This is a genomic window from Methylobacterium sp. XJLW (assembly GCF_003254375.1).
GTDB classification, from domain to species: Bacteria; Pseudomonadota; Alphaproteobacteria; order Rhizobiales; family Beijerinckiaceae; genus Methylobacterium; species Methylobacterium fujisawaense.
This window is the reverse complement of record NZ_CP016429.1, coordinates 1,702,361-1,723,822: the sequence shown is the minus strand read 5'-3', so window position 1 is coordinate 1,723,822 and position 21,462 is coordinate 1,702,361. Positions and strand designations below refer to the sequence as shown.

Annotated in this window: 19 protein-coding genes; 7 read left to right on the top strand and 12 right to left on the bottom strand. The window is 67.4% G+C overall.

Annotated features, from left to right (window positions below; translation table 11 throughout):
* Nucleotides 1-37 precede the first annotated feature (37 nt).
* The 3 genes from A3862_RS07990 to A3862_RS07980 form a co-directional block, all read right to left on the bottom strand.
* Complete coding sequence (locus A3862_RS07990) at nt 38-1,723, bottom strand: methyl-accepting chemotaxis protein (protein ID WP_043759983.1); 1,686 nt, start codon at nt 1,721-1,723, stop codon at nt 38-40.
* 432 nt (nt 1,724-2,155) lie between these two features.
* Nucleotides 2,156-2,545: a carboxymuconolactone decarboxylase family protein gene (locus A3862_RS07985; protein WP_043759985.1), complete on the bottom strand. Its 390-nt coding sequence runs from the start codon at nt 2,543-2,545 to the stop codon at nt 2,156-2,158.
* Nucleotides 2,481-2,909, bottom strand: a complete 429-nt coding sequence (locus A3862_RS07980; RefSeq protein WP_043759986.1) for a MerR family transcriptional regulator — start codon at nt 2,907-2,909, stop codon at nt 2,481-2,483. The genes A3862_RS07985 and A3862_RS07980 overlap by 65 nt, the downstream gene beginning before the upstream one ends.
* Nucleotides 2,910-3,369: 460 nt before the next feature.
* Here A3862_RS07980 and A3862_RS07975 point away from each other — a divergent pair, with 460 nt between their 5' ends.
* From A3862_RS07975 to A3862_RS07965, 3 genes are all read left to right on the top strand, one after another.
* Nucleotides 3,370-5,166, top strand: coding sequence for a putative bifunctional diguanylate cyclase/phosphodiesterase (locus tag A3862_RS07975; protein WP_078947229.1), 1,797 nt, complete (start codon nt 3,370-3,372; stop codon nt 5,164-5,166).
* 1,206 nt (nt 5,167-6,372) lie between these two features.
* Nucleotides 6,373-6,675 carry a hypothetical protein gene (locus A3862_RS07970; RefSeq protein WP_111473485.1) on the top strand — a complete coding sequence of 101 codons (303 nt, stop codon included), beginning with the start codon at nt 6,373-6,375 and terminating at the stop codon, nt 6,673-6,675.
* 162 nt (nt 6,676-6,837) lie between these two features.
* A complete protein-coding gene (locus tag A3862_RS07965; RefSeq protein WP_236961856.1) occupies nt 6,838-8,145 on the top strand; it encodes a TAXI family TRAP transporter solute-binding subunit in 1,308 nt (435 codons plus the stop codon).
* 75 nt (nt 8,146-8,220) lie between these two features.
* On the opposite strand, the gene A3862_RS07960 is transcribed toward A3862_RS07965, so the two are convergent.
* Both A3862_RS07960 and A3862_RS07955 read right to left on the bottom strand, forming a co-directional pair.
* A complete protein-coding gene (locus tag A3862_RS07960; protein WP_111473483.1) occupies nt 8,221-8,835 on the bottom strand; it encodes a hypothetical protein in 615 nt (204 codons plus the stop codon).
* 128 nt (nt 8,836-8,963) lie between these two features.
* Nucleotides 8,964-9,632, bottom strand: coding sequence for a DUF892 family protein (locus A3862_RS07955; protein WP_124262957.1), 669 nt, complete (start codon nt 9,630-9,632; stop codon nt 8,964-8,966).
* 336 nt (nt 9,633-9,968) lie between these two features.
* Between A3862_RS07955 and A3862_RS07950 the strand changes: the two genes are divergently transcribed.
* Entirely contained in the window at nt 9,969-10,400 is a 432-nt protein-coding gene (locus tag A3862_RS07950) for a hypothetical protein (RefSeq protein WP_043389152.1), read from the top strand.
* A 114-nt stretch (nt 10,401-10,514) separates the two neighbouring features.
* On the top strand, nt 10,515-10,940 hold the full coding sequence (locus tag A3862_RS07945) for a hypothetical protein (protein WP_111474316.1): 426 nt from the start codon (nt 10,515-10,517) through the stop codon (nt 10,938-10,940).
* Between the two features lie 82 nt (nt 10,941-11,022).
* On the opposite strand, the gene A3862_RS07940 is transcribed toward A3862_RS07945, so the two are convergent.
* From A3862_RS07940 to A3862_RS07925, 4 genes are all read right to left on the bottom strand, one after another.
* The gene (locus tag A3862_RS07940) at nt 11,023-11,376 is read right to left on the bottom strand and encodes a GCG_CRPN prefix-to-repeats domain-containing protein (RefSeq protein WP_236961854.1); all 354 of its coding nucleotides are present in this window, start codon (nt 11,374-11,376) and stop codon (nt 11,023-11,025) included.
* On the bottom strand, nt 11,373-12,662 hold the full coding sequence (locus A3862_RS07935) for an AraC family transcriptional regulator (protein WP_164706353.1): 1,290 nt from the start codon (nt 12,660-12,662) through the stop codon (nt 11,373-11,375). The genes A3862_RS07940 and A3862_RS07935 overlap by 4 nt, the downstream gene beginning before the upstream one ends.
* A 578-nt stretch (nt 12,663-13,240) precedes the next feature.
* Nucleotides 13,241-14,722 (bottom strand): carbohydrate porin, encoded by a 1,482-nt coding sequence (locus A3862_RS07930; protein ID WP_111473480.1) that lies wholly within the window; start codon nt 14,720-14,722, stop codon nt 13,241-13,243.
* A 67-nt stretch (nt 14,723-14,789) separates the two neighbouring features.
* Nucleotides 14,790-15,692, bottom strand: coding sequence for a PTS fructose transporter subunit IIC (locus A3862_RS07925; protein ID WP_236961852.1), 903 nt, complete (start codon nt 15,690-15,692; stop codon nt 14,790-14,792).
* Between A3862_RS07925 and A3862_RS07920 the strand changes: the two genes are divergently transcribed.
* Together A3862_RS07920 and A3862_RS07915 are read left to right on the top strand one after the other, a co-directional pair.
* A complete protein-coding gene (locus A3862_RS07920) occupies nt 15,678-16,313 on the top strand; it encodes a LacI family DNA-binding transcriptional regulator (protein ID WP_236961850.1) in 636 nt (211 codons plus the stop codon). The genes A3862_RS07925 and A3862_RS07920 overlap by 15 nt on opposite strands.
* Before the next feature lie 370 nt (nt 16,314-16,683).
* On the top strand, nt 16,684-18,381 hold the full coding sequence (locus A3862_RS07915; RefSeq protein ID WP_043389141.1) for a dihydroxy-acid dehydratase: 1,698 nt from the start codon (nt 16,684-16,686) through the stop codon (nt 18,379-18,381).
* Nucleotides 18,382-18,441: 60 nt separating this feature from the next.
* On the opposite strand, the gene A3862_RS07910 is transcribed toward A3862_RS07915, so the two are convergent.
* The 3 genes from A3862_RS07910 to A3862_RS31035 form a co-directional block, all read right to left on the bottom strand.
* Nucleotides 18,442-19,854, bottom strand: a complete 1,413-nt coding sequence (locus A3862_RS07910) for an FAD-binding oxidoreductase (protein ID WP_043761640.1) — start codon at nt 19,852-19,854, stop codon at nt 18,442-18,444.
* Between the two features lie 86 nt (nt 19,855-19,940).
* A complete protein-coding gene (locus A3862_RS07905) occupies nt 19,941-20,423 on the bottom strand; it encodes a nucleoside deaminase (protein ID WP_043389139.1) in 483 nt (160 codons plus the stop codon).
* A gap of 313 nt (nt 20,424-20,736) precedes the next feature.
* A complete protein-coding gene (locus tag A3862_RS31035; RefSeq protein WP_124262956.1) occupies nt 20,737-21,453 on the bottom strand; it encodes a hypothetical protein in 717 nt (238 codons plus the stop codon).
* Nucleotides 21,454-21,462: the final 9 nt, after the last annotated feature.

Sequence of the window (21,462 nt, the reverse complement as noted above, 5' to 3'; positions counted from 1 at the left end):
GAGGCCGTGCTCCTGAAAAGCACGGCCTCGTTAGGCTCTATGCCGCCCTCACGGTGGCTAGGAAGCGCGCAACCTCAGCACTGAGGTGCTCTGACTGGCGCGACAACTCCGAGGCCGCGCCGAGGACCTGGCTCGCCGCCGCGCCCGTCTCCTCGGCCGCACCGGCAACACCCGCGATGTTGCTTGTCACCTCACCGGTACCCTGCGCCGCCTGAGAGACATTCCTGACGATCTCCTGAGTCGCCGCACCCTGTTCCTCGACGGCTGCGGCGATCGAGGTCGCAACGCCGCTGATCTCGCGGATCCGTTCGGTGATCCCGGTGATCGACGTGACTGCTTGACCGGTCGAGGCCTGGATCTGAGCGATCTGACCCGATATCTCACCCGTCGCCTTGGCGGTCTGCTCAGCGAGCGCCTTCACCTCAGACGCTACGACCGCAAAGCCGCGCCCTGCCGCGCCGGCGCGCGCCGCCTCGATCGTCGCGTTCAGAGCCAGAAGGTTCGTCTGCCCAGCGATCGAGGAGATCATTGTGACCACATCGCCGATGCGCGACACCGCGGCGCTCAGCTCCTGAACAAGTCCGCCGGTCTGACCGGCCTCGGTAACAGCGGTCCGCGCGAGACCCGCCGAGCCGGCCACCTGCCGACCGATCTCCTGAACGGACGAACCGAGTTCCTCAGCGGCCGCAGCGACGGTGTTGACGTTCGAGGCGGCCTCCTCGGCGGCCGCGGCCACCGTGGTCGACTGGCTCGCCGTTTCCGTCGCCGTGGCGGTCATGGTCTGCGCGGTCGCCTGCAGCTCGGTCGCTGAGGACGACACCAGGCCGATGATGCCGCCGACGGCGGCCTCAAAGCTGTCAGCCATCTGCCGCATGCCGGCCTTGCGTTGTTCCTCGGCAGCCAAACGGGCCTGGGCAGTCTCTGCTTCAAGCTGCCGGGTGCGGATCAGGTTGTCCTTGAACACCTGTACGGCGGCGGCCATCGCGCCAAGCTCGTCGCGTCGGTCGGCTCCGGGAACCGTGACAGAGGTATCGCCGGCCGCGAGCGTGCCCATCGTGGCCGTCATGCGGGTGATCGGGTGCGCGACGCGGAGGAGGCTGAACAGCGTCGCTCCAAGCGCAAGGACAAGGGCGACGACCATCGCGACGTAGGTCACGCGTGCTGTTTCGTCGACGTTGGACACGGTCGTGTCCGCCTCGTCCTGAGCACCCTTTCGATTGAGGGCCACAGCTTGTGTGATGATCTGAGACAGGCCTGAGTAGAGCCTCACGATCTCAGGCTGCGTAATCTCGGTTAGCGCCTCCGGCTGGCGGCCTGCATCCATCAGCTCGACCGCATGCTTGCCGATGGCTCCGAACTCGGTCCACTCTTGCACGAACCGATCGTGGAGAGCGCGCTCCTGGGGCGAGGAGATAAGCGCTTCATAGCGTTTGCTGACCTGTTCAGCGGCTTCGATTGCCGACAAGTACTGCTTACGATGCTCGGCCAGTTGCTGTGTGTCACGCGTCGCGGCTACGAGCCGGTACTGGCGCACGCGAGCCTTATCGACGGCTGAGTTCAGCTCGCCGAGCGTTTGAACGGAGGGCAGCCAGTTGCCTGCGACTTCGGTCGCGCTGTGACGGATCGCGCTGAGCTTGAGCAGCGTGAGGGCACTCTCGCCGGCTATAATGACTGCCAGTAAAGCAAAAAGGCCGGCAAGCGCGGCCTTGATCGAGATACGCATCGATGATCCGGCGGATAGTGGAACGCTACGAGGCGTCCGATGGCATACCATCCAGCAAGGGTTACCACCTGCCTAAACGGCTACGGGTATCGCGCAACCGTGAGATCTGTTTCTGCCGACAGGGTCGGCTCGACTGAAGGGCCGGACGCGGTATCACAGTGTAGATCACGGTTGCTCGCTCTCGAAGAACGACACGAGCAAGCTCGGCATGCGTCTAGGCCCGCAATCCCCCTGAGCCGACTTTGTGTGGCGGCCGGCGACTGACGGATTTCAAGAAGCCCGGGACATGTCCATGACGCCCGATCTGGGTCGTTATAGGAATGGCGGCTTTCGGTGATTTTCCGCTGGTCCGCTTTCGGGCGACAAACGCTTCGAAGCGGACCTCGTTATGACGTTTGCGTTCGACCCGCCGCAATCACATCGGTCGGCGCATCATTTCGCGAACACCTCTTTGGCAGCGAACAGGCCATTGAGTGCCGCAGGAAAGCCTGCGTAGACGGCCATCTGCATAATGATCTCGGTAATTTCTTCGCGCGAGAGACCAACATTAAGGCCCGCCTCGATGTGGACCTTGAGCTGCGGGGCCGCATTGCCCATCGCTGTCAGAGCCGCGATGGTGGCGATCTCGCGGGCGCGCAGGTCGAGGCCGGGGCGGCTGTAGATGTCGCCGAAGGGGAACTCGAGCAGGTAGGTCGCGAAGTCGGGGGCAATGTCGGCGAGCGAGGCGACGACCTTCTCTCCGGCCTCGCCGTCGATCTCAGCGAGTGCCCGTCGTCCGCGTTCGAGCCGGCTTTCGCTGCCGCTGTGGGGGAATTTCGTCATAGGCCTGTGTCCTCTCGTCCGGACCGGCGTAGCCGGTGATCTTGGTGTCGAGGACGAGGAGGCAGGCTTGCAGGTCAGCCACGTGGGCGCGGACGCGCTCGCGGTGCTGCTCCAGCATGTCCCGGCGCTCAGCCTCGGTGACGACGCCGCTCTCCCGCAAGGCTGCGTAGCGCAGCATCTCCCGGATCGGCATTCCAGTCGTCTTGAGACGGCCAAGGAACGCGATCCAGATCAGGATCGATGCGTCGTAGTCACGTTGGCTCGATTGGTCCCGGTCGGCATAGGGAAGCAGTCCGATCCGCTCGTAATAGCGGATGGTGTGAGCGGACAGTCCCGAACGCTTCGCCAGTTCACCAATCTTCATGAGCACCGTTCTCGCCACGACGCATCTGAGGCTAGGGGTTTGAGTGCGCTCTAAGTCAAGGCCCTATCCAGCCGCTATGTCTCGGTTCGCGCCATACCGCGAGCCAAGGTCGATGGGTTCCTGCAAAGGACCGCTTTCGGAAAAACCTAACAACGGCCGGCACGGCCGGCTTGGGTCGCTTCCGGAATGGCGGCTTGGGGTGAATTTCGGCTCTTCCGCTTCCTTTACTGAGCACGGCAAAAGCAGACGACCGGATGGGTCCCGCTCCCGACACTGCAGCGCTTGCCGGTGCGCATCGTGCAGAGGCCGGCCCGTGATACAATCGGACAAGCTGTAGTGAGCGCCTGTCTTTGGTTCGCTAAGTTGATGATTGTAAGTGCATATGCCCATCGAGTAGGCAGCTAATAAATTAAGATATCTATCTTATCGTATGCCAAATTCAACACGCTGACCGCATTCCATGTCTGCTCTCGATGCTTGGGAATTACCAACCTCTTGTGGCATTTGGTGTTGGTATTCCAATGCCACAGCTGCCTTCGTGCCGTGGCTTAGTCAGTCCTCTGTGCCGCACGAGCAACTGATTGAACAAAATCGACGCTTCGATGCAGCCTTGGAGAATATGAACCAAGGCTTGTGCATGTTCGATGCGGACCGACGTTTGTTGGTCTGGAACAAGCGATATCTGGAGATCTTCGGACTTGAGGCTGACCAGTTGCATGTCGGAATGAGCCAGCGACAGATCATCGAGATCTTGGTTGGCCTCGGACGTTACGCAGCTGGCACCACGGTCGATGCTCTGAGTGAAGGCACTCGGACCTCGCTTATCGAGGGGCAGGCTACGTCAATCCTGCGGGAGCTCGCGGATGGGCGAACGGTCTCAGCGACTCACAGGGCGATGAGCGGCGGCGGGTGGGTCGCGACCTTCGAGGATGTGACTGAGCGCCGCCGCAACGAAGACCGTATTACCTACATGGCGCGGCACGACGCCCTGACCGATTTGCCCAACCGCATGGCCTTGCATGAGTTTGGCAACGGAATGCTGGGGCAGCCTATGCCGGGTCGTTCCCTCGCCGTGCTGTGTCTCGACCTTGATCGGTTCAAGCTCGTCAACGATGGGTTCGGCCACGCGGTGGGCGACCAACTTCTACGGTGTGTCGCTCAGCGGCTTCAGCGAGAAGTTCGTGAAGGAACTACCGTCGCGCGGATGGGGGGAGACGAGTTCGTCGTCCTGCACCGGGTCAAGGACCTGAAGGCGGCGGAAGCGCTGGCGCGGCGACTGATCGCGTCAGTCAGCGCGCCCTACGAGCTCGACGGATTGCGGGTTGAGATCGGTATGAGTGCCGGAATTGTGTTGTCCGGCGAGATGGATCGTGACGTCACTCAGCTTCTGCAGAACGCCGATCTGGCGCTCTACCAAGCAAAATCGGACGGGCGGGGGACGTTTCGGGTCTTCGAACCCCAGATGGACGAAAGCGCACGAGCCCGCCTCAACTTGGAGCGGGAACTGCGCGAGGCGCTGACCAATGAGCGCTTTGAGGTGCACTACCAGCCGCTCGTCAAACTCAGCAGCAACGACGTGACTGGCGTTGAAGCCCTGGTTCGGTGGCGGCACGCCGAGCGGGGCCTCGTGAGCCCTGCGGTGTTCATTCCCATCGCAGAAGAAACTGGCTTGATCGTACCGTTGGGCGAGTGGGTGTTGCGGCGGGCGTGCGAGGATGCCAAGCGATGGCCCGCTCACGTCGGGGTCGCGGTCAACGTATCGGCCCATCAGCTGCGCCAGCGCAACTTCGCGACGATGGTGTTCTCGATTCTATCAGAAAGCGGCCTCGATCCGAGTCGGCTCGAACTGGAAATCACCGAGAGCGTACTTCTGGAAGAAACCGATGCGAACCTTGAGACGCTGCACGTCTTGCGCAGTTTTGGTATCCGCATCGCCATGGACGACTTCGGCACCGGCTATTCCAGTATCAGCTACCTGCGCCGGTTCCCCTTTGACAAGATCAAGATTGATCGGTCCTTCGTGCGCGAGATCGGCGAGAAGCCCGAGGCGGCCGCGATCATTCGGGCTATTATCGGTCTCGGCCAGAGCCTCAATATGACGACCCTTGTGGAGGGTATCGAGACGGACATCCAGCGTAACGCTGTCCTCTCCGAGGGGGCTCATGAGATGCAGGGCTTTCTGTTCAGTCCTCCGCGCCCTGCCCAGGAAGTCGATGCCCTATTTAAAGTCGAGCATTCCAAGAATAAGGTGGCGTAAGTATCGCGGAAAAATTCAATTTTACCACGCGAGAGCCCGGTGCCGGATCTATGCGCCATGAGGTGACTCATTCGATTGACCAGGAACGCCGAGGCGACCCTATCGCGAGGAACGGATGGCGAAGCCCGGAGGCGTTCACGCCGAGTTCGACCTCCGCCAGCTGAAAGCTGCGTAGCGCAATTGCGAGGCCGTCGCCAAAGTCAGCCAATTCAGTGTCACTGATCCGCAACAAGGCAGCGGGGGTGTCTGCTAACAGGACAGCAACGCGTGTCGCGACATGACCGCGTCGGGTCGCAACCGAAACACCGGCCTCGCGATGAAGCGGACGTCACCGTTCCGCCCGCTCACGACCGATTTCGTTGAAAAACTCGCGGTCGGCCTGGATTGAGATTTGACCCGAGGCTTGGCCGAGGGGCTCCCGCCAGACGGTCAGGCTAGATCACGGCGCGAGGCTCCCGCTTCGATGGCCGTCACGACGCGTTCACGCAGATCGGCGGACAGGGCATCCGGCTCTCCTGATCAGAAAGCCGTGCATCGAATCACATCTCCGTCCGTGCCAAAACCCCAGACGACTCAACTCGCTCGGATCGCGCTCTAGGGTGGAACCGAGCAGTTGCAGGGCTCCGCGCCAACGCAATGCACATTCCATTATACCCTCCGCTGCGTGTCCGGAGCGGATTTGGCGGAGTGTCGAGGAACTTGGCCGGAAGTGCGGAGCGTCCCCCTTCTCCGCCAGTCGTCCCCCTGAAGTGCTCTGTGGATCCGGCCGTGTCGCGGTGCGTGGTGGCCGGGGTGATGCTCTGCCGCACATCGTCGAACGGCTTGCGCCGGCTCAGATCGGGCGCCTGCGCCGGGCGGCTCCGGTGACATTCGTCACGGTCGCCGCTCGTCCGATCCGCGCCTCGGCCTGAGATCCGGAGAGGCGGCCCTCGCCACGCCCGGAGGGCCGCGCATCGGCCATGAGGCCCGCCCCGAACACCGCGGCGGGAAATGGCCGCTTCGCGCAAGCCGCCAGCTCGATCTCCCCATCAGGTCGGGCGTTCGGCGTGCGCGGGACTTCGTGGGTCGCCTCCCAGGACACATCGCCGAATACGGCGCGCGTCGCGCGGTGAGCGCAGTCCCTGTCCGGTTCGGTCAAGGAGCGCCCGCCGAGACGGGCTATGTGAGCGGAGTATCGTCCGTTCAGCGGCTGCCGAGGAGGTCGCCATGGCGTTTTCACCGTTTTCACGGGCCGGGGCCGCCCTCCTGATGCTCGCCCTTCCCAGCGGAGTCGCGGGTGCGGCCACCCGCGGGGAAGCGCAGATCCGCCTCGCGCAAGGTGGCATCGCCATCCCCAGCGAGGCGCAGCTCAACCGCCTCGAACGCGAGGCGATCACCACGCCTCCCCTCGATGTGAGCGATCCTCCGCCGGGCGTCGAACCGGGCACGCAGAGGCGGCATCGGGACCCGCGGGATCGCCGCAACGACCGCAGGCTCCCGGGGGAGAGGGGCGCCTGCGAGGCGTGCTGAACGGTTCCGGCCGGCGCCTCCGCGCGACACGCCCCCGGTCCGAAATCCCGGTGTGAGGTCACGATGCAGGATGCCAAGCCTGTCGCTGTCGATCCCGACCGGACGGGATCGGAAAGCCCGCGGCACCGCGCCAAGCCGCCCCGGCGGTGGAGCCGGGCGCTCGTGGCCGTCGCCATCCTGCTCGTGGCCGCCGGCGCGTTCGCGGTTGCGCATGTCTGGTCGCCGCACGCCAACCTGCGCATCACGCTCGGCCCCCCCGGCAGCACGGCCGAGCGGTTCATCACAGCCTTCGTGTCCGTCTCCCGGGTGCAGCATCCCCGCGTCAATCTCGACCTCGTGCGGGTCGACGACCTCGCGGGGAGCGCCAAGGCTCTGGAGGAGCGCCGGACCGATCTCGCCATCGTGCGCAGCGACGCGGGGGCACCCGCCAACGCACAGACCATCGTCATCCTGCGCCGGGACGTGGTCGCCTTGATCGTGCCCCCGCACAGCCCTGTCAGCTCGGTCGCCAACCTGGCGGGCAAGACCGTCGGCCTCGTGGCCGGGCCGCTGCAAGACACCAACGCGCGTGTCCTCGACATGGTGCTGAGCTACTTCAACATCCCCGCCAAGGATGTCGGCAGGGCCATTCTACCGATCGACGCGCTGGCCCAGGCCGTCCGGCAGAAGAAGGTGGCGGCCATCCTGGCGGTCGGTCCCATGGCGCCGGGCGAGATCGTCGATGGGGTCGCCGCCGTCGCGCGCGCCACGAAGGGCACGCCGGGCATCCTCGCGCTCGACGAGGCGGAGGCGATCGGCAAGCGGTTCCCCGGCTTCGAGGCGATCGACGTGCCCGTGGGGGCGTTCCGGGCGCGTCCCGCCACGCCCAGCGAGTCGGTCACGACGCTGGCGGTCACCTATCGGTTCGCCGCCTCGGAGCTGATGCCCAACGTCGTCGCGGCCGCCATCGCCCGGTCGATCCTGACCACAAAGGCCAAGCTCACGGCCGTGACGCCGCTCGCCGCGCAGATCGAGGCGCCCGATCCGGACGACAAGAGCCCGATCCTGCCCGTCCATCCGGGGGTCGCCGCCTATCTGAGCAACGGGGACCAGAGCTTCTTCGACCAAGCCCAGCAATATCTCTATCTCGGCGGCGTGGTGATCAGCCTCGCCGGATCGCTCCTCGCCGCCGCCTCGGCGGGCTGGGCCCGGCGCCGATCGGAGGCGGAGTGGCGCCCGGTCCGGCGCCTGGTCGAGATCGCCGACGCGGCGCCCGGCGCCGACCGTACGGAGCTCGCCGCCCTGGAGGGCGAATTCCGGGCGATCGTCTCGGCGATGCTGGGCTGCACCACCGGGGCCGTCAGCACCGACTGCCTGTCGGCCTTCGCGACGGCCCTGGCCCATGCGCGCGACGCCCTCGACCGCCGGCGCGCAAGCCTCGGCCCCGAGACGGCGCTTCCGTCCGCACCGACGCTCGTGGTCGCCCATTGACGGCGGGCCCGGGTCCGGGCGGTGGCTCGGGCCGGCTGCGGCCGGCGATCGAGCGACCGAAGCCGTGAAGGCGCTCTAGCGCGCCGCCGGCGTGCGGAGGAGCAGGACGCGCAGGCGACCGCCGCCCAGCACGCGGCCGATCTCCCGGTAGGCGAAATACGGGAGCAGCGCCACGAACATCACCCAGGCGAAAGTGAGCACGCCCCGCGGGCCGCCGGCCATCTCCGGAAGAACGGTGCCCGGCGCCTTCCCGTGCCAGGCCCCCACCAGCACCTCTTCGAGTCCGTAGGCCGCCACCAGGACGGCGGTGAACAGAAGGGAGCGGTACAGGATCCCGTAGACGAGGGGGCCGCGCGTGATGCGCCGGCCGAGGCGGAGGGATCCGAGCTTCGCCGCCTCGGCGATCAGCATGAATTTGGCCAGGACCAGGGCGTTAATCAGCCCGAGTGCGTAGAAGTGATAGCTCGGATAGTGCGGTATATCCTGATCGACCCGTGCGTAGATGTTGATGCTGAACAGAATCAGGGTGCCGAAAACGACGATTAGGTAGATCGCGAAGGCCAGGTAGCGCTTCGCTTCGGCGGCGGCCCGACGTCCCAGGGATCGGGACTTTGCGCGCCCGTCGGCACCCGGCAGCTCCCGCGGGGCAGGGGCAGCCGCCAACGCCTCTCGAGACGTGACAGGGGGCATGGCTCGTTCTCCGCGGCTCCCGTGCGCCCATGGTCCGCGCGCCGGGCGCGTGGACCATGGGCCGGTTCCGCATGCGCACCCGAAGCCCCGGACCGGGCTGCCCGGTCCGGGGTCTGACAGGCCGCGGGTCAGGCCGCGAGCTTGACGGCGTGCTTGCTCTCGATCGTCCGCCGGATCAGGCGACGGGTCCGCTCGGTGAAGGCCATCTTGTCCGCCAGGCAGCTCTCCAGCAGGACGCCGACCCCGAAGTGACCGCTCACATCGGCCATGGCGACGAGGGCGACATACTCGGCGATGCGCAGATGCATCAGGTGATTGGCCTTGATCAGGATGAACAGGGCCTTGGCGGCCGGGGCCTGGATCTCGGCCAGCTCGCGCCGGAAGTCTTCGAGGAAGACTTCTTGAAGCCGACCGTTGGAGGCAATCGGTTTCTCGCCGATCAGCTGAAAGCAGCGATCGAGCGACTTGACCGTCTTCTCTTGGATGAAGGCGCGTGACTGGAGCGCCTCTTGGATGGCCGGATCCTGCGTGGCTTGGCCCAGCTCCTCGTAAATCTTCGTCGCGCGCTCCGCGTGATGCCGCGCATCGCTCAACATGCGCACGAAAAGCTCCTTCGATGACTTGATCGGCATGGTCATCTCCTCACGCTGCATCGTGATCAACCGAGGCATCTCTCGAATGCCGAGACCGCTTCGCGCGTCCTTGAGCGGACCGGAGGCAGCGTTCTTCCGATCGCCGGGATGTGCGGAACGCGCCGACCGCCGTGAAGCCCGATCGGTCGCGCCCTGAGCGGGCACGCAAGGTCAGTTCCCTGCCTCGCCTCACCGCACCGAAGCGGAGGGCCCATTATGCAGTCGCGGCGATCCCATGCTTGATCGGGGAAGACACCGGCCGCCGGCGCGATTGACAACGGCTTCGGGCCGCCTGGGCGCCGGACGGAAGCGACGTGCAGGATGGAACGCTGCGGTCCGAGCGGCGCAACGCGGCTGCGCCGGTTCACCGGCACGCGAGTCCCCGCGGATCAAGCGGCGTCGGCAGCTCGGCGTACGGTACGGCCGAGACGTGTCCGAGGGGCCGCAGGGCTTCGTGTCCGGCGCCCCTCGGCAGGTCGTTCTCCTGAACGGAGACCATCCATGAGAACTCTGCAGATTGCGTCGGTGGCCTGTGCCGCCCTGATCATGAGCGGCATGGTGGCCGAAGCGCGTGGCTTCTACGGCGGCCGGGGAGGCTTCCGCGGCGGTGGTTTCCGCGCGGGCGGCGTCCAGGGCGTCCGGGTCGGCGGCTATCGCGGGGGGGTGGGCTATCGCGGCCGCTACGGCGCGGTCGGCCGTTACGGCGCGGTCGGCCGCTACGGCGCGGTCGGCCGTTACGGCGCGGTCGGCCGATACGGCGGGGTTGGCCGTTACGGATACGGATATGGCCGCTACGGCGTCCGTCCCTACGGCTACGGCCTGGGCGCGGCTGCCGTGGGCGCTGCCGCCGCCACCGGATACGGTGCCACCTACGGCCGCTGCGGACCCTACGCCTATTACGATGCCTATGCGGGCGTCTGCCGCCCGTATTGATCCTGCCGCGAGAGGGTCGAGGCCGGCAGGCCCCGACCCCCAACCCCCGATCATCCGGCCCGAGCCGGCGGCCCGCCCCGGCAGAGTGGCCCCAGAATGGGTTCGGCCCAAGCCATGACCTCCCGAATCGTCGCCCCTTTCCTCATCGCCGCCTGCCTGAGCGCACCCGCCCTGGCGCAGCCGTCCGGCTTGCAGCAGCCTGCGGCGCTCATTCACGGCAACTATTGTGGCCTCGGCAGCAATGCCCCGTTGCCGCCCGTCGATGCGCTCGATGCCGCCTGTGCGCGTCATGACGCCTGCACCCCCGTCGGCGGATTGCCGTCACGGGCCTGCAATCTGCGGCTTCAATGGGAGACGGACCGCATCGCGCGCGATCTGCGGCAGCCGGACGATATCCGCGCCCTGGCGGGCTTCATCGCAGCCGGGGCCGCGATCTTGCCGTTCGACCCGAATGCCCCGGTGGCCGTGCGGATTCCGGCCTCCGTGCGCTACGACGTTCCTCCGGCTCGCGTCCATCGGCCCGTCTACCGCGCCTATTAGGGCACGACCTCCGGTTGCGCCGGCCGGACAAGGCTGCGGGGCAGCCAAGTCCGGCCGGCGCGGTTAAGTCTGGCCGGCGCGGTCAGCGGCGGAAGCCGCCCCGGAACCCGCCGACGCGCCGTCCGTAAACGGCGCGGCCCCCGTATACGCGGCCCCCCCGATACACCCGCGCACCCCGATAGACGGCACCGCCCCGGTATCCGTAGCGGGCGCCGCCGCGGTATCCGTACACGCCGCCACCTCGGGGCCCGTAGTAGCCCGGTGCGCCGGAGACGTTCGGTCGGCAGGCGCCGTAGGGGCCCCGATGAAATCCGGGCCCACAGCCGCCGGCGGCCTGCGCGGCCGCAATGCCGAGGCCGCCCGAGCCGATGGGAGGCAGGCCCAGCATGGCAGCCAGGGTGAGGGCTGCGAGCGAGATTGTCCGTGTCGCTTTCATCGGGATCTCCTGAATTCGCCGGGTGATGCCATGCAATCCGGATTCTTGTGCTCGATTGACCAATGCTGTCTGCCGTCCATGGGAAAGCGGTCGTCCGGCGATCGCGGCCTTGGCGCCCAAGGGCGGCCTGAAAGGCCGGTCCGTTCCGTCCATTCAGGAAGGGGTACGGGATCGGGCGGCCCCGGATCGGCTGCCGCATCCGGAGGCCGGCTCCCACGCCTCCAGATGCTCGGCGTCGTACCGGACCAGCGTCTGAACGCGTGCGTGAAGGCGGCGGCTTCGGAAAAGCCCAGACAGGCCGAGATCTGCGCCAGCGTCATGTTGGTATCGGCCAGGAGCTGCTGCGCCGTCTCGAACCGGATCTGGGTGGCCACCGACCGGAAGCTCGTGCCTTCGGCCTTCAGGCGGCGGCTGAGGGTGCGCCGATGCACCGCCAGATGGCGCGCGACGGCTTGGCCGGACCACGGATCCTGGATGAACTCCGCGCGGAGCAGCCGCCGCAACCGGTCCGACATCGGGAGCGGAGCTGCCGCCCCGACCTGTCGGATGCGGCCTTCGGCGATCCGGTGTGCCGTCCGATCTGCGCCCGGGACCGGTTGCTCCAGAAGGCGCGCCGGAAAGGCGAGGGCCGCCCATTCCTGATCGAACCTGACGGGCGCGCGGAAGAAGTGCCAATAGGGATCGGTCTGCTCCGGCGGTGCCCGCGGCAGCAGAAGCTCCGACGGGGACCAGCGGGCGCCGCACAGGGCGCGCACGATATTGACGACGGTGGCGAGCGCCCCCTCCGCCTGCAGGCCCACTGCCGTCGCGCCGGTCTCGTAGGGAAAGTAATGAAGCAGCGCCAAGTCGGCCTCGACGAAGAGTCGGACCGCCGAGCCGCAGGTCCAGGCCCAGGGCCGGGTCTCCAGCACATGGAGGGCGTCGCCGATGGTCGCCGCGTTCCGGATCAGGATGTTGCTGGGCCCGAGCTTGGCGAGGGCAATGCGCTGCCCCACCAGCAGGCCGAGATGGCCGCACCGCGTGCGGTTCGCCCCCAACTGGAGCACGCGGCCGAGCGCGGCGTTCGAGATCGGGCTGGCATCGTCTCCGGACGCCCAGCGATCGCAACCGGCCTCGCGCAGGATGTGGACGGGATCGGCGCCGAGTTCCCGGAGAGCGGCACGGGTCGCGCTCGCGACGCCGCCATGAACGGTTTCGACGGAGGGGGAAAGATCCGCATCCGATGGGTGGAAGAATTCGAGACTGTCACAAGAGTCTTCGCACACGAGAGCGAGGCGACTGGTCATTGCACAAATCCCATCTCTCCAATTCGGGATCAATTCAAAATCTTGCCCTCCCGGCGGCATTGCGCTGGATCAATATTGTCAAAAAATCTGTGACATGTTTTGAATATGCAACTAAAATGCAGTATTCATGAATGGTTTTGTCCGGGCACAGGTGGTCGATCGGCGTTTTCGCAATCGTGCGTCGGTATCTGCGGCTCCGGCCATGTCGCGCACGGCGCGGCGTGGTGCACGGCGGCGGGGAAGGCCTGGCTCCCGCCCTCTCCGGAGAACAACGCGGCCGAGATCCGGGTGACGGACCGGGAACGGCGGGCGGCCTCGCGCGGGGCGATGCCGGCCCGGCGCCGCGCCTCCACCCGCAGCCGCGCCTCGGCCCGCAGACCATCGCGCTCACCGGCGGGACGACGGGCAAGGCGACGGACAAGTCGATGGACAAGGCGACGGGCGTGATGCAGCCCTATCCGGCCTGGAACACCGACATCGCGGCCCGCGGGATCGACATGCGCGCGCCGGAGAACCTGCCGGGCCCAGACGCCGCCGGCCTGCGCGATGCTGGGCCGACCGGGACACCCGGCCGGCGGTCACCGGCTGCCGGGACCGCGCGCGAGCCCCGCCAGGGTGAACAGATCGATCGACAGCTTGGCGCCGACCACGAAGGCGTCGGGGATGGTCTTGCGGTAGAATGGGAACCGGGTCTGGTCCGGATCGAGGATGTATTGCAGGTTCGGCGTCAGCCGGATCGCCGGATTGACCTGGATGCCGTAGTTCAGCTCCATCATCACCTGCTGCGTCGGGATCTTGCGGAACAGGCCGAGCGTGCCCTGCGCCAGGGCGATGTTGGACAGGGCGAGCCGGCTGAAGGCCTGCGTGTTGATGACGAAGCCGACCGTATCGAACGGCCGGCCCGCGAAGGTGCCGGTCTGCAGGGCGCCGATCTCCAGGAAGTGGTCCTCGACGAGCCGGCCCGAGGTGCCGGCCATCGCGACGCCGAACAGCGTCAGGCCCTGGATCGCCTTCGGATCCGGCCGCCACACCATCTGGTCGAACCGGGCGTAGACACCCGAGCGGCCGAACCGGGTCATCGCCGGCAGGCCGGTGAGCACCGCGGGCTGCCCGGTCACGTCGCGCACCGGATCGGCGTAATCCGAGGCGTCGTACCAGCCGCCGATTCCGTAATTGCGGGGCAGCACGTCGTTGGCGAAGGTGGTCGTGTAGCCGAGTTCGAACGGCACGATGGCGCCCGTCGCGCCCTCGAGCGAGAAATCGAGGCCGTTGTCGCCCGGCTGCTGATGCCGCGGGTTCACCTCGTAGGCGCCGACATGGAAAAACGTCGTGTCGGTGAGCCACGCCCTGGCATGCGCTCCCCAGCTGGAGACCGGCCAGAAGGTGAAATTCGAGGTCTTGAACACGAAGGTCGGGTTGCCGCAGGCTGAATTAGACTGGAAGTTGCAGTAGAACGGCGAGTTCAGGAAGCTGATATTGGCGACCAAGCGGCCGACCTCGACGTCGAGACGATTGTCGAACAGCTTCTGCTGGTAGGAGAGCAGCGTCAGCCGGGTGGTCTGGCCGCCGCCGTAGATCTCCTGCACGCTGGTGTTGTTGCCGATGACATCGTTCGACAGGCTGCGTCCGTGCCGGTTCGTCACCGCCACGTGGAATGCGCCGCCCTCGATCCCGGCGAGGCGCTGCAGGTCGCCGTCGATGCCGAGGACGAGCTGGCCGGCATAAGCCGCGCCCTGCCGGAGGCCGCCGACCGGGTTGATCGCCCCTTGCCCGGTGTAATTGGCCAGGAGACTGAGGCCGTTGCCGAGATCCAGGGTGCCGGGCGGCAGGGTCGGCGGCGTCGCGGTCTGCCCGAGCGTGTCGGCGGCGCCGGCCGCGCTGTCGGCCCCGTCGGAGCCCGGGCCGTCCGATCGCGGCGGCGGGCGGCTGGCCCGGCGCCGCAGCACCGGGCCGACGGCCGTGGCCGGCACGGCGCGGCCGGCCCCCGCCTCCTGGCTCCATCCGGGCTGCGGCAGCGCCAAGCCTAACGCGAGCGCGGCGCGCATCGCCAAACCGTTCATGACGGATCCCCCCGTGATGCTCTGTGGTGTCCGGGTCCGGTCGTGCGCCGGGCTCCGGATCGGGGCCTCAGCCCGGGCGCTTCTTGATGAGGCCCACCGTGAGCGCGGTGACCAGGGTGCCGGCGGCGAGCGCCAGGACGGCGCCCGGCAGGTTCGTGACGGCGTTCGGGATCGGCAGGACGAACAGGCCGCCATGCGGCACCTTCAGGGTCACGCCGAGGGTGAGCGCCAGGGCGCCCGCCACCGCGGACCCCGCGACCAGAGACGGGATCACCCGGAGGGGGTCGGCCGCCGCGAAGGGGATCGCCCCCTCGGTGATGAAGGCCGCCCCCAGCACGGCGGCGGCGCCGCCGGCCTCGCGCTCGGCTTGCGTGAAGCGGGCCGGGAACAGGCGGGTCGCCAAGGCGAGGCCCAGCGGCGGGGTCATCCCGCCGAGCATCACCGCCGCCATGGGCGCGTCGACGCCGGAGGAGAGCAGGGCCGCCGCCGAGGCGTAGGCGGCCTTGTTGATCGGGCCGCCCATGTCGAGCGCCATCATGCCGCCGAGGACGAGCCCGAGCACCAGGGCGCTCGCCCCCTGCATGCCCTTGAGCCAGGTCGTGAGCGCCGACAGCACCGCCGCGACCGGCACGCCGACCACGTAGATCATCAGGAGGCCGGTGATCGTGGTGGCGAGAAGCGGCAGGATCAGGACCGGCTTCAGGCCCTCGAGGTTCCTGGGCAGCCGGATATGCGTGTTGAGGAAGCGGGCGGTGTAGCCGGCGATGAACCCGGCCGCGATGCCGCCGAGGAAGCCGGCCTGGAGATTGGCCGCCAGCATGCCGCCGATCATGCCGGGGGCGATCCCGGGCCGGTCGGCGATCGAGTAGGCGATGTAGCCGGCGAGCGCCGGGACGATCAGCGCGAAGGCCGCCTTGGCGCCGATCTGCCCGAGGGCGTAGCCCAGGGTTCCCGCGTGGTCCGGCGCCATGGCGTCGATTCCGCCGACCCCGGGGGGCTCGGCGCGCGCCGGTTCGATTTCCCGGTGGTGCTGATCGACCGGGCCGGACCGCCAGGGGCCTACGACAGCGTCGTCCTCGACAACGTGGCGGCCTGCGCGACCCTCGTCGATCATCTGGCGGCCCAGGGCTACGGGCGGATCGGCGGCCTGTTCGGCTCGACGAGTTCGACCGCGCAGGAGCGCCGTGCCGGCTATCTGGAGGCGATGGGGCGGCACGGCTTGGCGCCGCAGATCCGCAGCGTGCCCCCGAACGCGGCCGCGGCGATGGCGGAGGCCACGCGCTGGTTCCAGGAGCCCGACAGGCCGGAGGCGCTCGTGGTCTCGAACGGGCTCATCCTGATGGGCGCCGTGCGGGCGGCCCGTGCCCTGAATCTCGCGCTCCCGCGGGATCTCGCGCTCGCCGGCTTCGACAACGAGCCGTGGACCGAACTCGCCGAACCGGGCCTCACCGTGATCGAGCAACCGGTCGCCGAGATCGGCACCCAGGCGATGCGCCTGTTGTTCGAGCGGATCGAGAGGCCGGATCAGCCGGTCCGGCGCGTGGTCCTCAGCGGCTGTCTCGTCCCGCGCGGTTCGACTGGGACACGGTGACGGTCTGCCTATGCGCGCGCGGCGCCGCGGATCGGGGTGTCTGCCGGGCGGAGCACGCCACCGGTTCCGGCCGCGCGGGGCGTTGGGTCGGCGGCCCGCGCCGGGTAGCGCCCGAAGCGGGTCTTCCGGCTACCCAGGGCAAACGCCATGCGGTAGCCTCCCGCCGGGCCCGGTCCGGACGAGCGGTCCCGGTCCACCTGCCGAAGGCTTCGGCGCGCACCTCCGGATGCCGGGCCGCGCCCGGCCGGATCGGCTGCGCGAAGGCTCCGACGGCCGGCACGGTCTCCGGTCGCGAAGGGCATGACCGACAGGGTGCCCGAGGCCCGGGACGACACCGCAGACATCCGCGCCTTCGAAACAGGATCCGACGATGACCGACGAACCGCACGGCCTCGATCGCGGCTTGACCAATTACGGCGACCGCGACTTCGCGCGCTACCTGCGCCGGTCCTTCGCCCGCTCCATGGGCATCTCGGTCGGGCTGCTGAACAAGCCGGTGGTCGGCATCGCGATGACGCCGTCGGGCTTCAACAATTGCCACCGGGGCATGCCCGAGCTGGTGGAGGCGGTCTCCCGCGGCGTGCTGGCGGCCGGGGCCCTGCCGCGGCCCTTCCCCACCGTGTCGCTCGGCGAGGTTTTCCTCAATCCGACCAGCATGATGTATCGCAACCTGATGGCCATGGACACCGAGGAGATGATCGGGGCCCAGCCCATGGACGCGGTCGTGCTGATCGGCGGCTGTGACAAGACCGTGCCGGCCCAGCTCATGGGGGCGGCTTCCGCCGACCTGCCGGCGATCCAGCTCGTCACCGGCCCGATGTCCACCGGGCGCCACCGCGGGCAGAGGCTCGGCGCCTGCACGGATTGCCGGGGCTTCTGGGCCAAGTACCGGGCCGGCACCGTCGATGCGGAGGAGATCGCCGAAGTCGAGGGACGGCTCTCGGTCACGCAGGGCACCTGCGCGGTGATGGGCACGGCCTCGACCATGGCCTGCATCGCCGAGGCGCTGGGCCTGTCGCTGCCCGGCACCGCGGCGATCCCCGCGGTGCATTCCGACCGGCTGGTGGCCGCCGAGGAGACCGGCCGGGCCGCCGTGCGTCTCATCGAGACGAAGATCCGGCCCTCCCAGGTCATCACCGAGAAGTCGGTGGAGAACGCGATCCGGGTGCTGATGGCGGTCTCGGGCTCGACCAACGCCATCGTGCATCTCACGGCGATCGCCGGGCGGCTCGGCATCCGGGTCTCCCCCGAGCGCTTCAACCAGATCTCGGACGAGACACCGGTTCTGGTCGATCTCAAGCCCGTGGGTCAGGGGTACATGGAGGATTTCCATGCCGCCGGCGGCATGGGGGCGCTGTTGCGCGAGCTGCGGCCGCTCCTGCACCTCGACACCGTCGATGTGGAGGGCCGCACCCTCGCCGAGCGCCTGGACGAGCCCGCCGGCTGGGTCGACCGCACGGTGATCCGCCCCTTCGCCGAGCCGGTCTCGGCCGTGGGCGGGTTGGTCGCCCTGTCGGGCAGCCTCGCCCCGGACGGAGCGATCTTCAAGCGCGCGGCCGCGACCCCGGCGCTGTTCGAATCCGAGGGTCGGGCGGTGGTGTTCACCGGCCTGGAGGATCTCTCCGCCCGCATCGACGATCCCGACCTCGACGTCGAGCCGGGCGATATCCTCGTGCTGCAGAACGCCGGTCCCCACGCCGCCGGCATGCCGGAGGCCGGGTATCTGCCGATCCCGAAGAAGCTCGCCCGGGCGGGAGTGACGGACATGGTGCGGATCTCCGACGCCCGGATGTCCGGTACGGCGTTCGGCTCGATCGTCCTGCACGTGGCGCCCGAGGCGGCGGTGGGCGGACCGCTGGCGGCGGTGCGCGACGGCGACCGGATCCGCCTGTCGATCCGGGACAGGCGGGTCGACCTGCTGGTCGAGGCCGACGAGATCGCCCGCAGGCTCGCTGACCACCGGCCGCCGCCGGCCCCGGCCCGGGGCTACAAGGCCCTCTACCGCCGCACCGTCACGCAGGCCCCGCACGGCTGCGACTTCGACTTCCTGACGAAGGTCGACGCCTAGGGCCTCGTCCGATCGCGCGGCCGGCCTGCGTCGTCGGGTCGACCGTCGCGACGTCCGATCCTATCCGACCTCTCGACTCGGCTCGGCGGTGAGGCCGTCGAAATAATCGAAGAAGACGCGGTCCGGATCGTACCTGTCCCGCAGGTCGCACAGCCTCCGCCACTTCTCGGGCGTGAAGGCCTGGGCGACGATCTCGGGCTGTTCGACCGTGTTGGTCTCGCCGATGTAGTACCCGACGTTGAACGGTTTCAAGACGGCGGTCACCGCCCGATGCCATTCGGCATTGACGGCGTCGGCATCCGCATCGTGCCACATCGTCCAGGGGCCGCCATAGATCTTGGAGGTGATCGAGCGCGCCATGTCCCGTTGCGGCCCCGGAACATGGGGCCCGCAGAAGATCGTCGTCAGGAACACCGAGATCGCCGAGGGGGCCCGCTGCCAGGCCGGCAGGATGGCCGCCATCACCGCGCCGGGGCAGTGGTCGGAATAGGTGGCTTCGACTCTGGATCGCACGCCCTCCGGGAAAAGCGCGCCGGAGGCATCGAAGAGCTGCTCGAAATCGAGGGGCGTGACCCGGGAACGCGACAGCGGCTCGACCGGCGCATCGTCCAGCGGCTGCAAGGCGCGCCGGGCCGCTTCCGGATCGTCCTCGAAGGCGGTCGCGGTGACCATGCAGACCCAGCCGTTGCTGCCGGCCGCCTTGTCCGCCAGCGCGGGCGGGGCCTGGACGAGGAACAGGGTCAGCTCGACGCTGGGCGAGATTGCCGGTGCGGCCTGCCCCAGCCAGGTGCCGACAGCCGGGGCATCCGCGAGCCGATAGAAGGACTGACTGCCATGAATCGCCTTCGGCAGCGGGTGAAGTTTCAGAAAGTATTTCGTGACGATGCCGAAGAAGCCCGAGCCTGCGCCGCGGGCGGCCCAGAAGAAATCCGCGTTCTCGGACTCGCTCGCCCGGATCAGCGTGCCCTCGGCCGTGACGAGTTCGATCGCCTCCAGGCTCTCGGTGCCGTATCCCCAGACCGTGGGGTTCCAGGCCATGCCGCCACCGAGGAAGTAGCCGCTGGCCTTGACCTGCGGACAATGGCCGGTCGGAAAGGCGAGCCCGTGGGCGTTGAGCGCCGTCTGGATCTCGCGATTGCTGAGGATGGGCTGGATGACCGCCCTGCGATGCTCGACATCGATCGAGAGGATCCTGTTGAGGCGTTCGAGGTCGATCAGGATGCCGCCGTTGCGCAGCGTCGGCTGGCACCAGTTGTGGCCGCCGCCGCGGACGACCACCTTGAGGCCATGCGCGCGGGCGAACTTTACGGTGGCGATGATGTCGTCCTCGTCGGCCACCTTCACGATCATGCGCGGCGCCCGGTCCGGGATCAGCCGGTTCCACAGATTCCCATGAAGGGCGTTCCGGAACTGCGCATCGCCCGCGTCGATGACGGGACCCTTGCAGAGCGTCCTCAGATCCTCAGCATTCATGGCCAAGCCCTGCACGAGCGAGGAACCCGCCCGGACCGATCTGCCTGAGCGGGTGCAAGGTTGCGGGCGGTCGCCCGGCCCGACCCTCAATAGGGGACGCGGTCCGCCTTCTGGGCGTATTTCTTCCACACCTCGACGGCTTCTTCGCGCATGATCTGTTGGGTCGGGATCGAGCGCTCCCCGACATCCTTCTTGAGCTCGGCGTAGATCATGCTGTCGTCGAAGCCGCCGTATTCGAGCGCGTCCTCGACCTGAGCCGCATAGTAGACATTTTTGATCCCGGCCCAATACGCGGCCGCCATGCACATCGGGCAAGGCTCGGCGCTGGTATAGAGCGTCGCGTTCCGCAGCTTGAAGGTACCCTGCGACTTGCAGGCCTTGCGGATGGCCTCGATCTCCCCGTGCCACGTCGGATCGTTCTCGGCGACGACGCGATTGGCGCCCTCCGCGATGATCTCACCGTCTTGGACGATCACGCAGCCGAACACGCCGCCGGCACTGTCGACCAGCGACGTCTTCTCCGACAGCGCGATCGCGCGGGCCATGAACTGTTCGTGTTTTTCGGTCATCGAATCCTCTGCTTCGTCATGTTTTCAGGCCAAGTGCGACTATGATCTGCGGCGATGTTCTTGTCGATGTCCGGGGGTATGATCGTCGATCAACGGATTTGAACTTGGCGCCGTATGATCAAGAATCCTGCCTCGGAGACCGGCATCGCCTTCGGTTCGGGACAGATGGTCTCGTGGGTCGATGAAACGGCGCAGGTTGCGGGGGGGGGATCGAGCCGCGCCCGCATCCGCCGCGATGGTTCTCGCAGATCAGGTCGTCCCGCCAAGGCCGTGCGTCCCGTGAAGCGCATGTCCGTTCGCCAATACCGGATGGTCATGATCCGACGACGATCTGACTAGACATGGCACCGCGAGACGCGTCAACGCCGTCAAGACATCCGCCGCAATTGAATTGTAAATATTCACGAATGCAATAAATATCTGAAGCATAGACGATCAGATTCGCCGGGGTCGCGGTTCCTGCAGCAGATCCGAGGCGTTGCAGTCGCGCCGTGGAGTTCGCGAAGTCGGATGGCGCTCGGTCTGAGACGCAGGAACAAGAAAAAATATTTCCGCCTCCGCCTCGTCCGTTTGGCCAGCGCGCCGCCTTTTTGTTGTCGCTCCGTCCCAGACCTGCGGCACGCGAGGCGCCGGCGCGCTGGAAAAAGTCCGGCGATTCTGGCTGCGTCCCCGAGATATAACTATCCTTTCGATGTTTTGGTTCAAAGAACGATCTATACATGTATTGTATTATATTTACAATATTTACATTGAACTTTTCTGCCAAGGCCTTGACTTTAACTGATGTCGGCTTGCTGATGGGGGCGTGCAGAGCGACGCCGCCGGCGGAACGGCGGCTATGCGATGCGAGACCAATCTTCGGCTGTTCCTCCTCGTCTTTCGTGGGGCGGCGGGCTTCTTCAAGTCTGCCGTGGTCGCGGTGTGATGGTCCCCGAACCGATGCTTCGATCCGCCCGGCGGTGTGGCTCGGTTTAGCGCCGAGGGCTGCACCCCGCTTCGCACGAGCGGGCGAGGGCAGGACGTCGTGCAACGGAAGTGC

Bases quoted from the DNA above. Each gene is read 5' to 3' on its own strand.
- A3862_RS07990 (WP_043759983.1), bottom strand. From the start codon at position 1,723: ATGCGTATCTCGATCAAGGCCGCGCTTGCCGGCCTTTTTGCTTTACTG.
- A3862_RS07985 (WP_043759985.1), bottom strand. From the start codon at position 2,545: ATGACGAAATTCCCCCACAGCGGCAGCGAAAGCCGGCTCGAACGCGGA.
- A3862_RS07960 (WP_111473483.1), bottom strand. From the start codon at position 8,835: ATGCCCCCTGTCACGTCTCGAGAGGCGTTGGCGGCTGCCCCTGCCCCG.
- A3862_RS07950 (WP_043389152.1), top strand. From the start codon at position 9,969: ATGAGAACTCTGCAGATTGCGTCGGTGGCCTGTGCCGCCCTGATCATG.
- A3862_RS07975 (WP_078947229.1), top strand. From the start codon at position 3,370: ATGTCTGCTCTCGATGCTTGGGAATTACCAACCTCTTGTGGCATTTGG.
- A3862_RS07970 (WP_111473485.1), top strand. From the start codon at position 6,373: ATGGCGTTTTCACCGTTTTCACGGGCCGGGGCCGCCCTCCTGATGCTC.
- A3862_RS07925 (WP_236961852.1), bottom strand. From the start codon at position 15,692: ATGGCGCCGGACCACGCGGGAACCCTGGGCTACGCCCTCGGGCAGATC.
- A3862_RS07935 (WP_164706353.1), bottom strand. From the start codon at position 12,662: ATGACCAGTCGCCTCGCTCTCGTGTGCGAAGACTCTTGTGACAGTCTC.
- A3862_RS07940 (WP_236961854.1), bottom strand. From the start codon at position 11,376: ATGAAAGCGACACGGACAATCTCGCTCGCAGCCCTCACCCTGGCTGCC.
- A3862_RS07910 (WP_043761640.1), bottom strand. From the start codon at position 19,854: ATGAATGCTGAGGATCTGAGGACGCTCTGCAAGGGTCCCGTCATCGAC.
- A3862_RS07980 (WP_043759986.1), bottom strand. From the start codon at position 2,909: ATGAAGATTGGTGAACTGGCGAAGCGTTCGGGACTGTCCGCTCACACC.
- A3862_RS07930 (WP_111473480.1), bottom strand. From the start codon at position 14,722: ATGAACGGTTTGGCGATGCGCGCCGCGCTCGCGTTAGGCTTGGCGCTG.
- A3862_RS07905 (WP_043389139.1), bottom strand. From the start codon at position 20,423: ATGACCGAAAAACACGAACAGTTCATGGCCCGCGCGATCGCGCTGTCG.
- A3862_RS07915 (WP_043389141.1), top strand. From the start codon at position 16,684: ATGACCGACGAACCGCACGGCCTCGATCGCGGCTTGACCAATTACGGC.
- A3862_RS07945 (WP_111474316.1), top strand. From the start codon at position 10,515: ATGACCTCCCGAATCGTCGCCCCTTTCCTCATCGCCGCCTGCCTGAGC.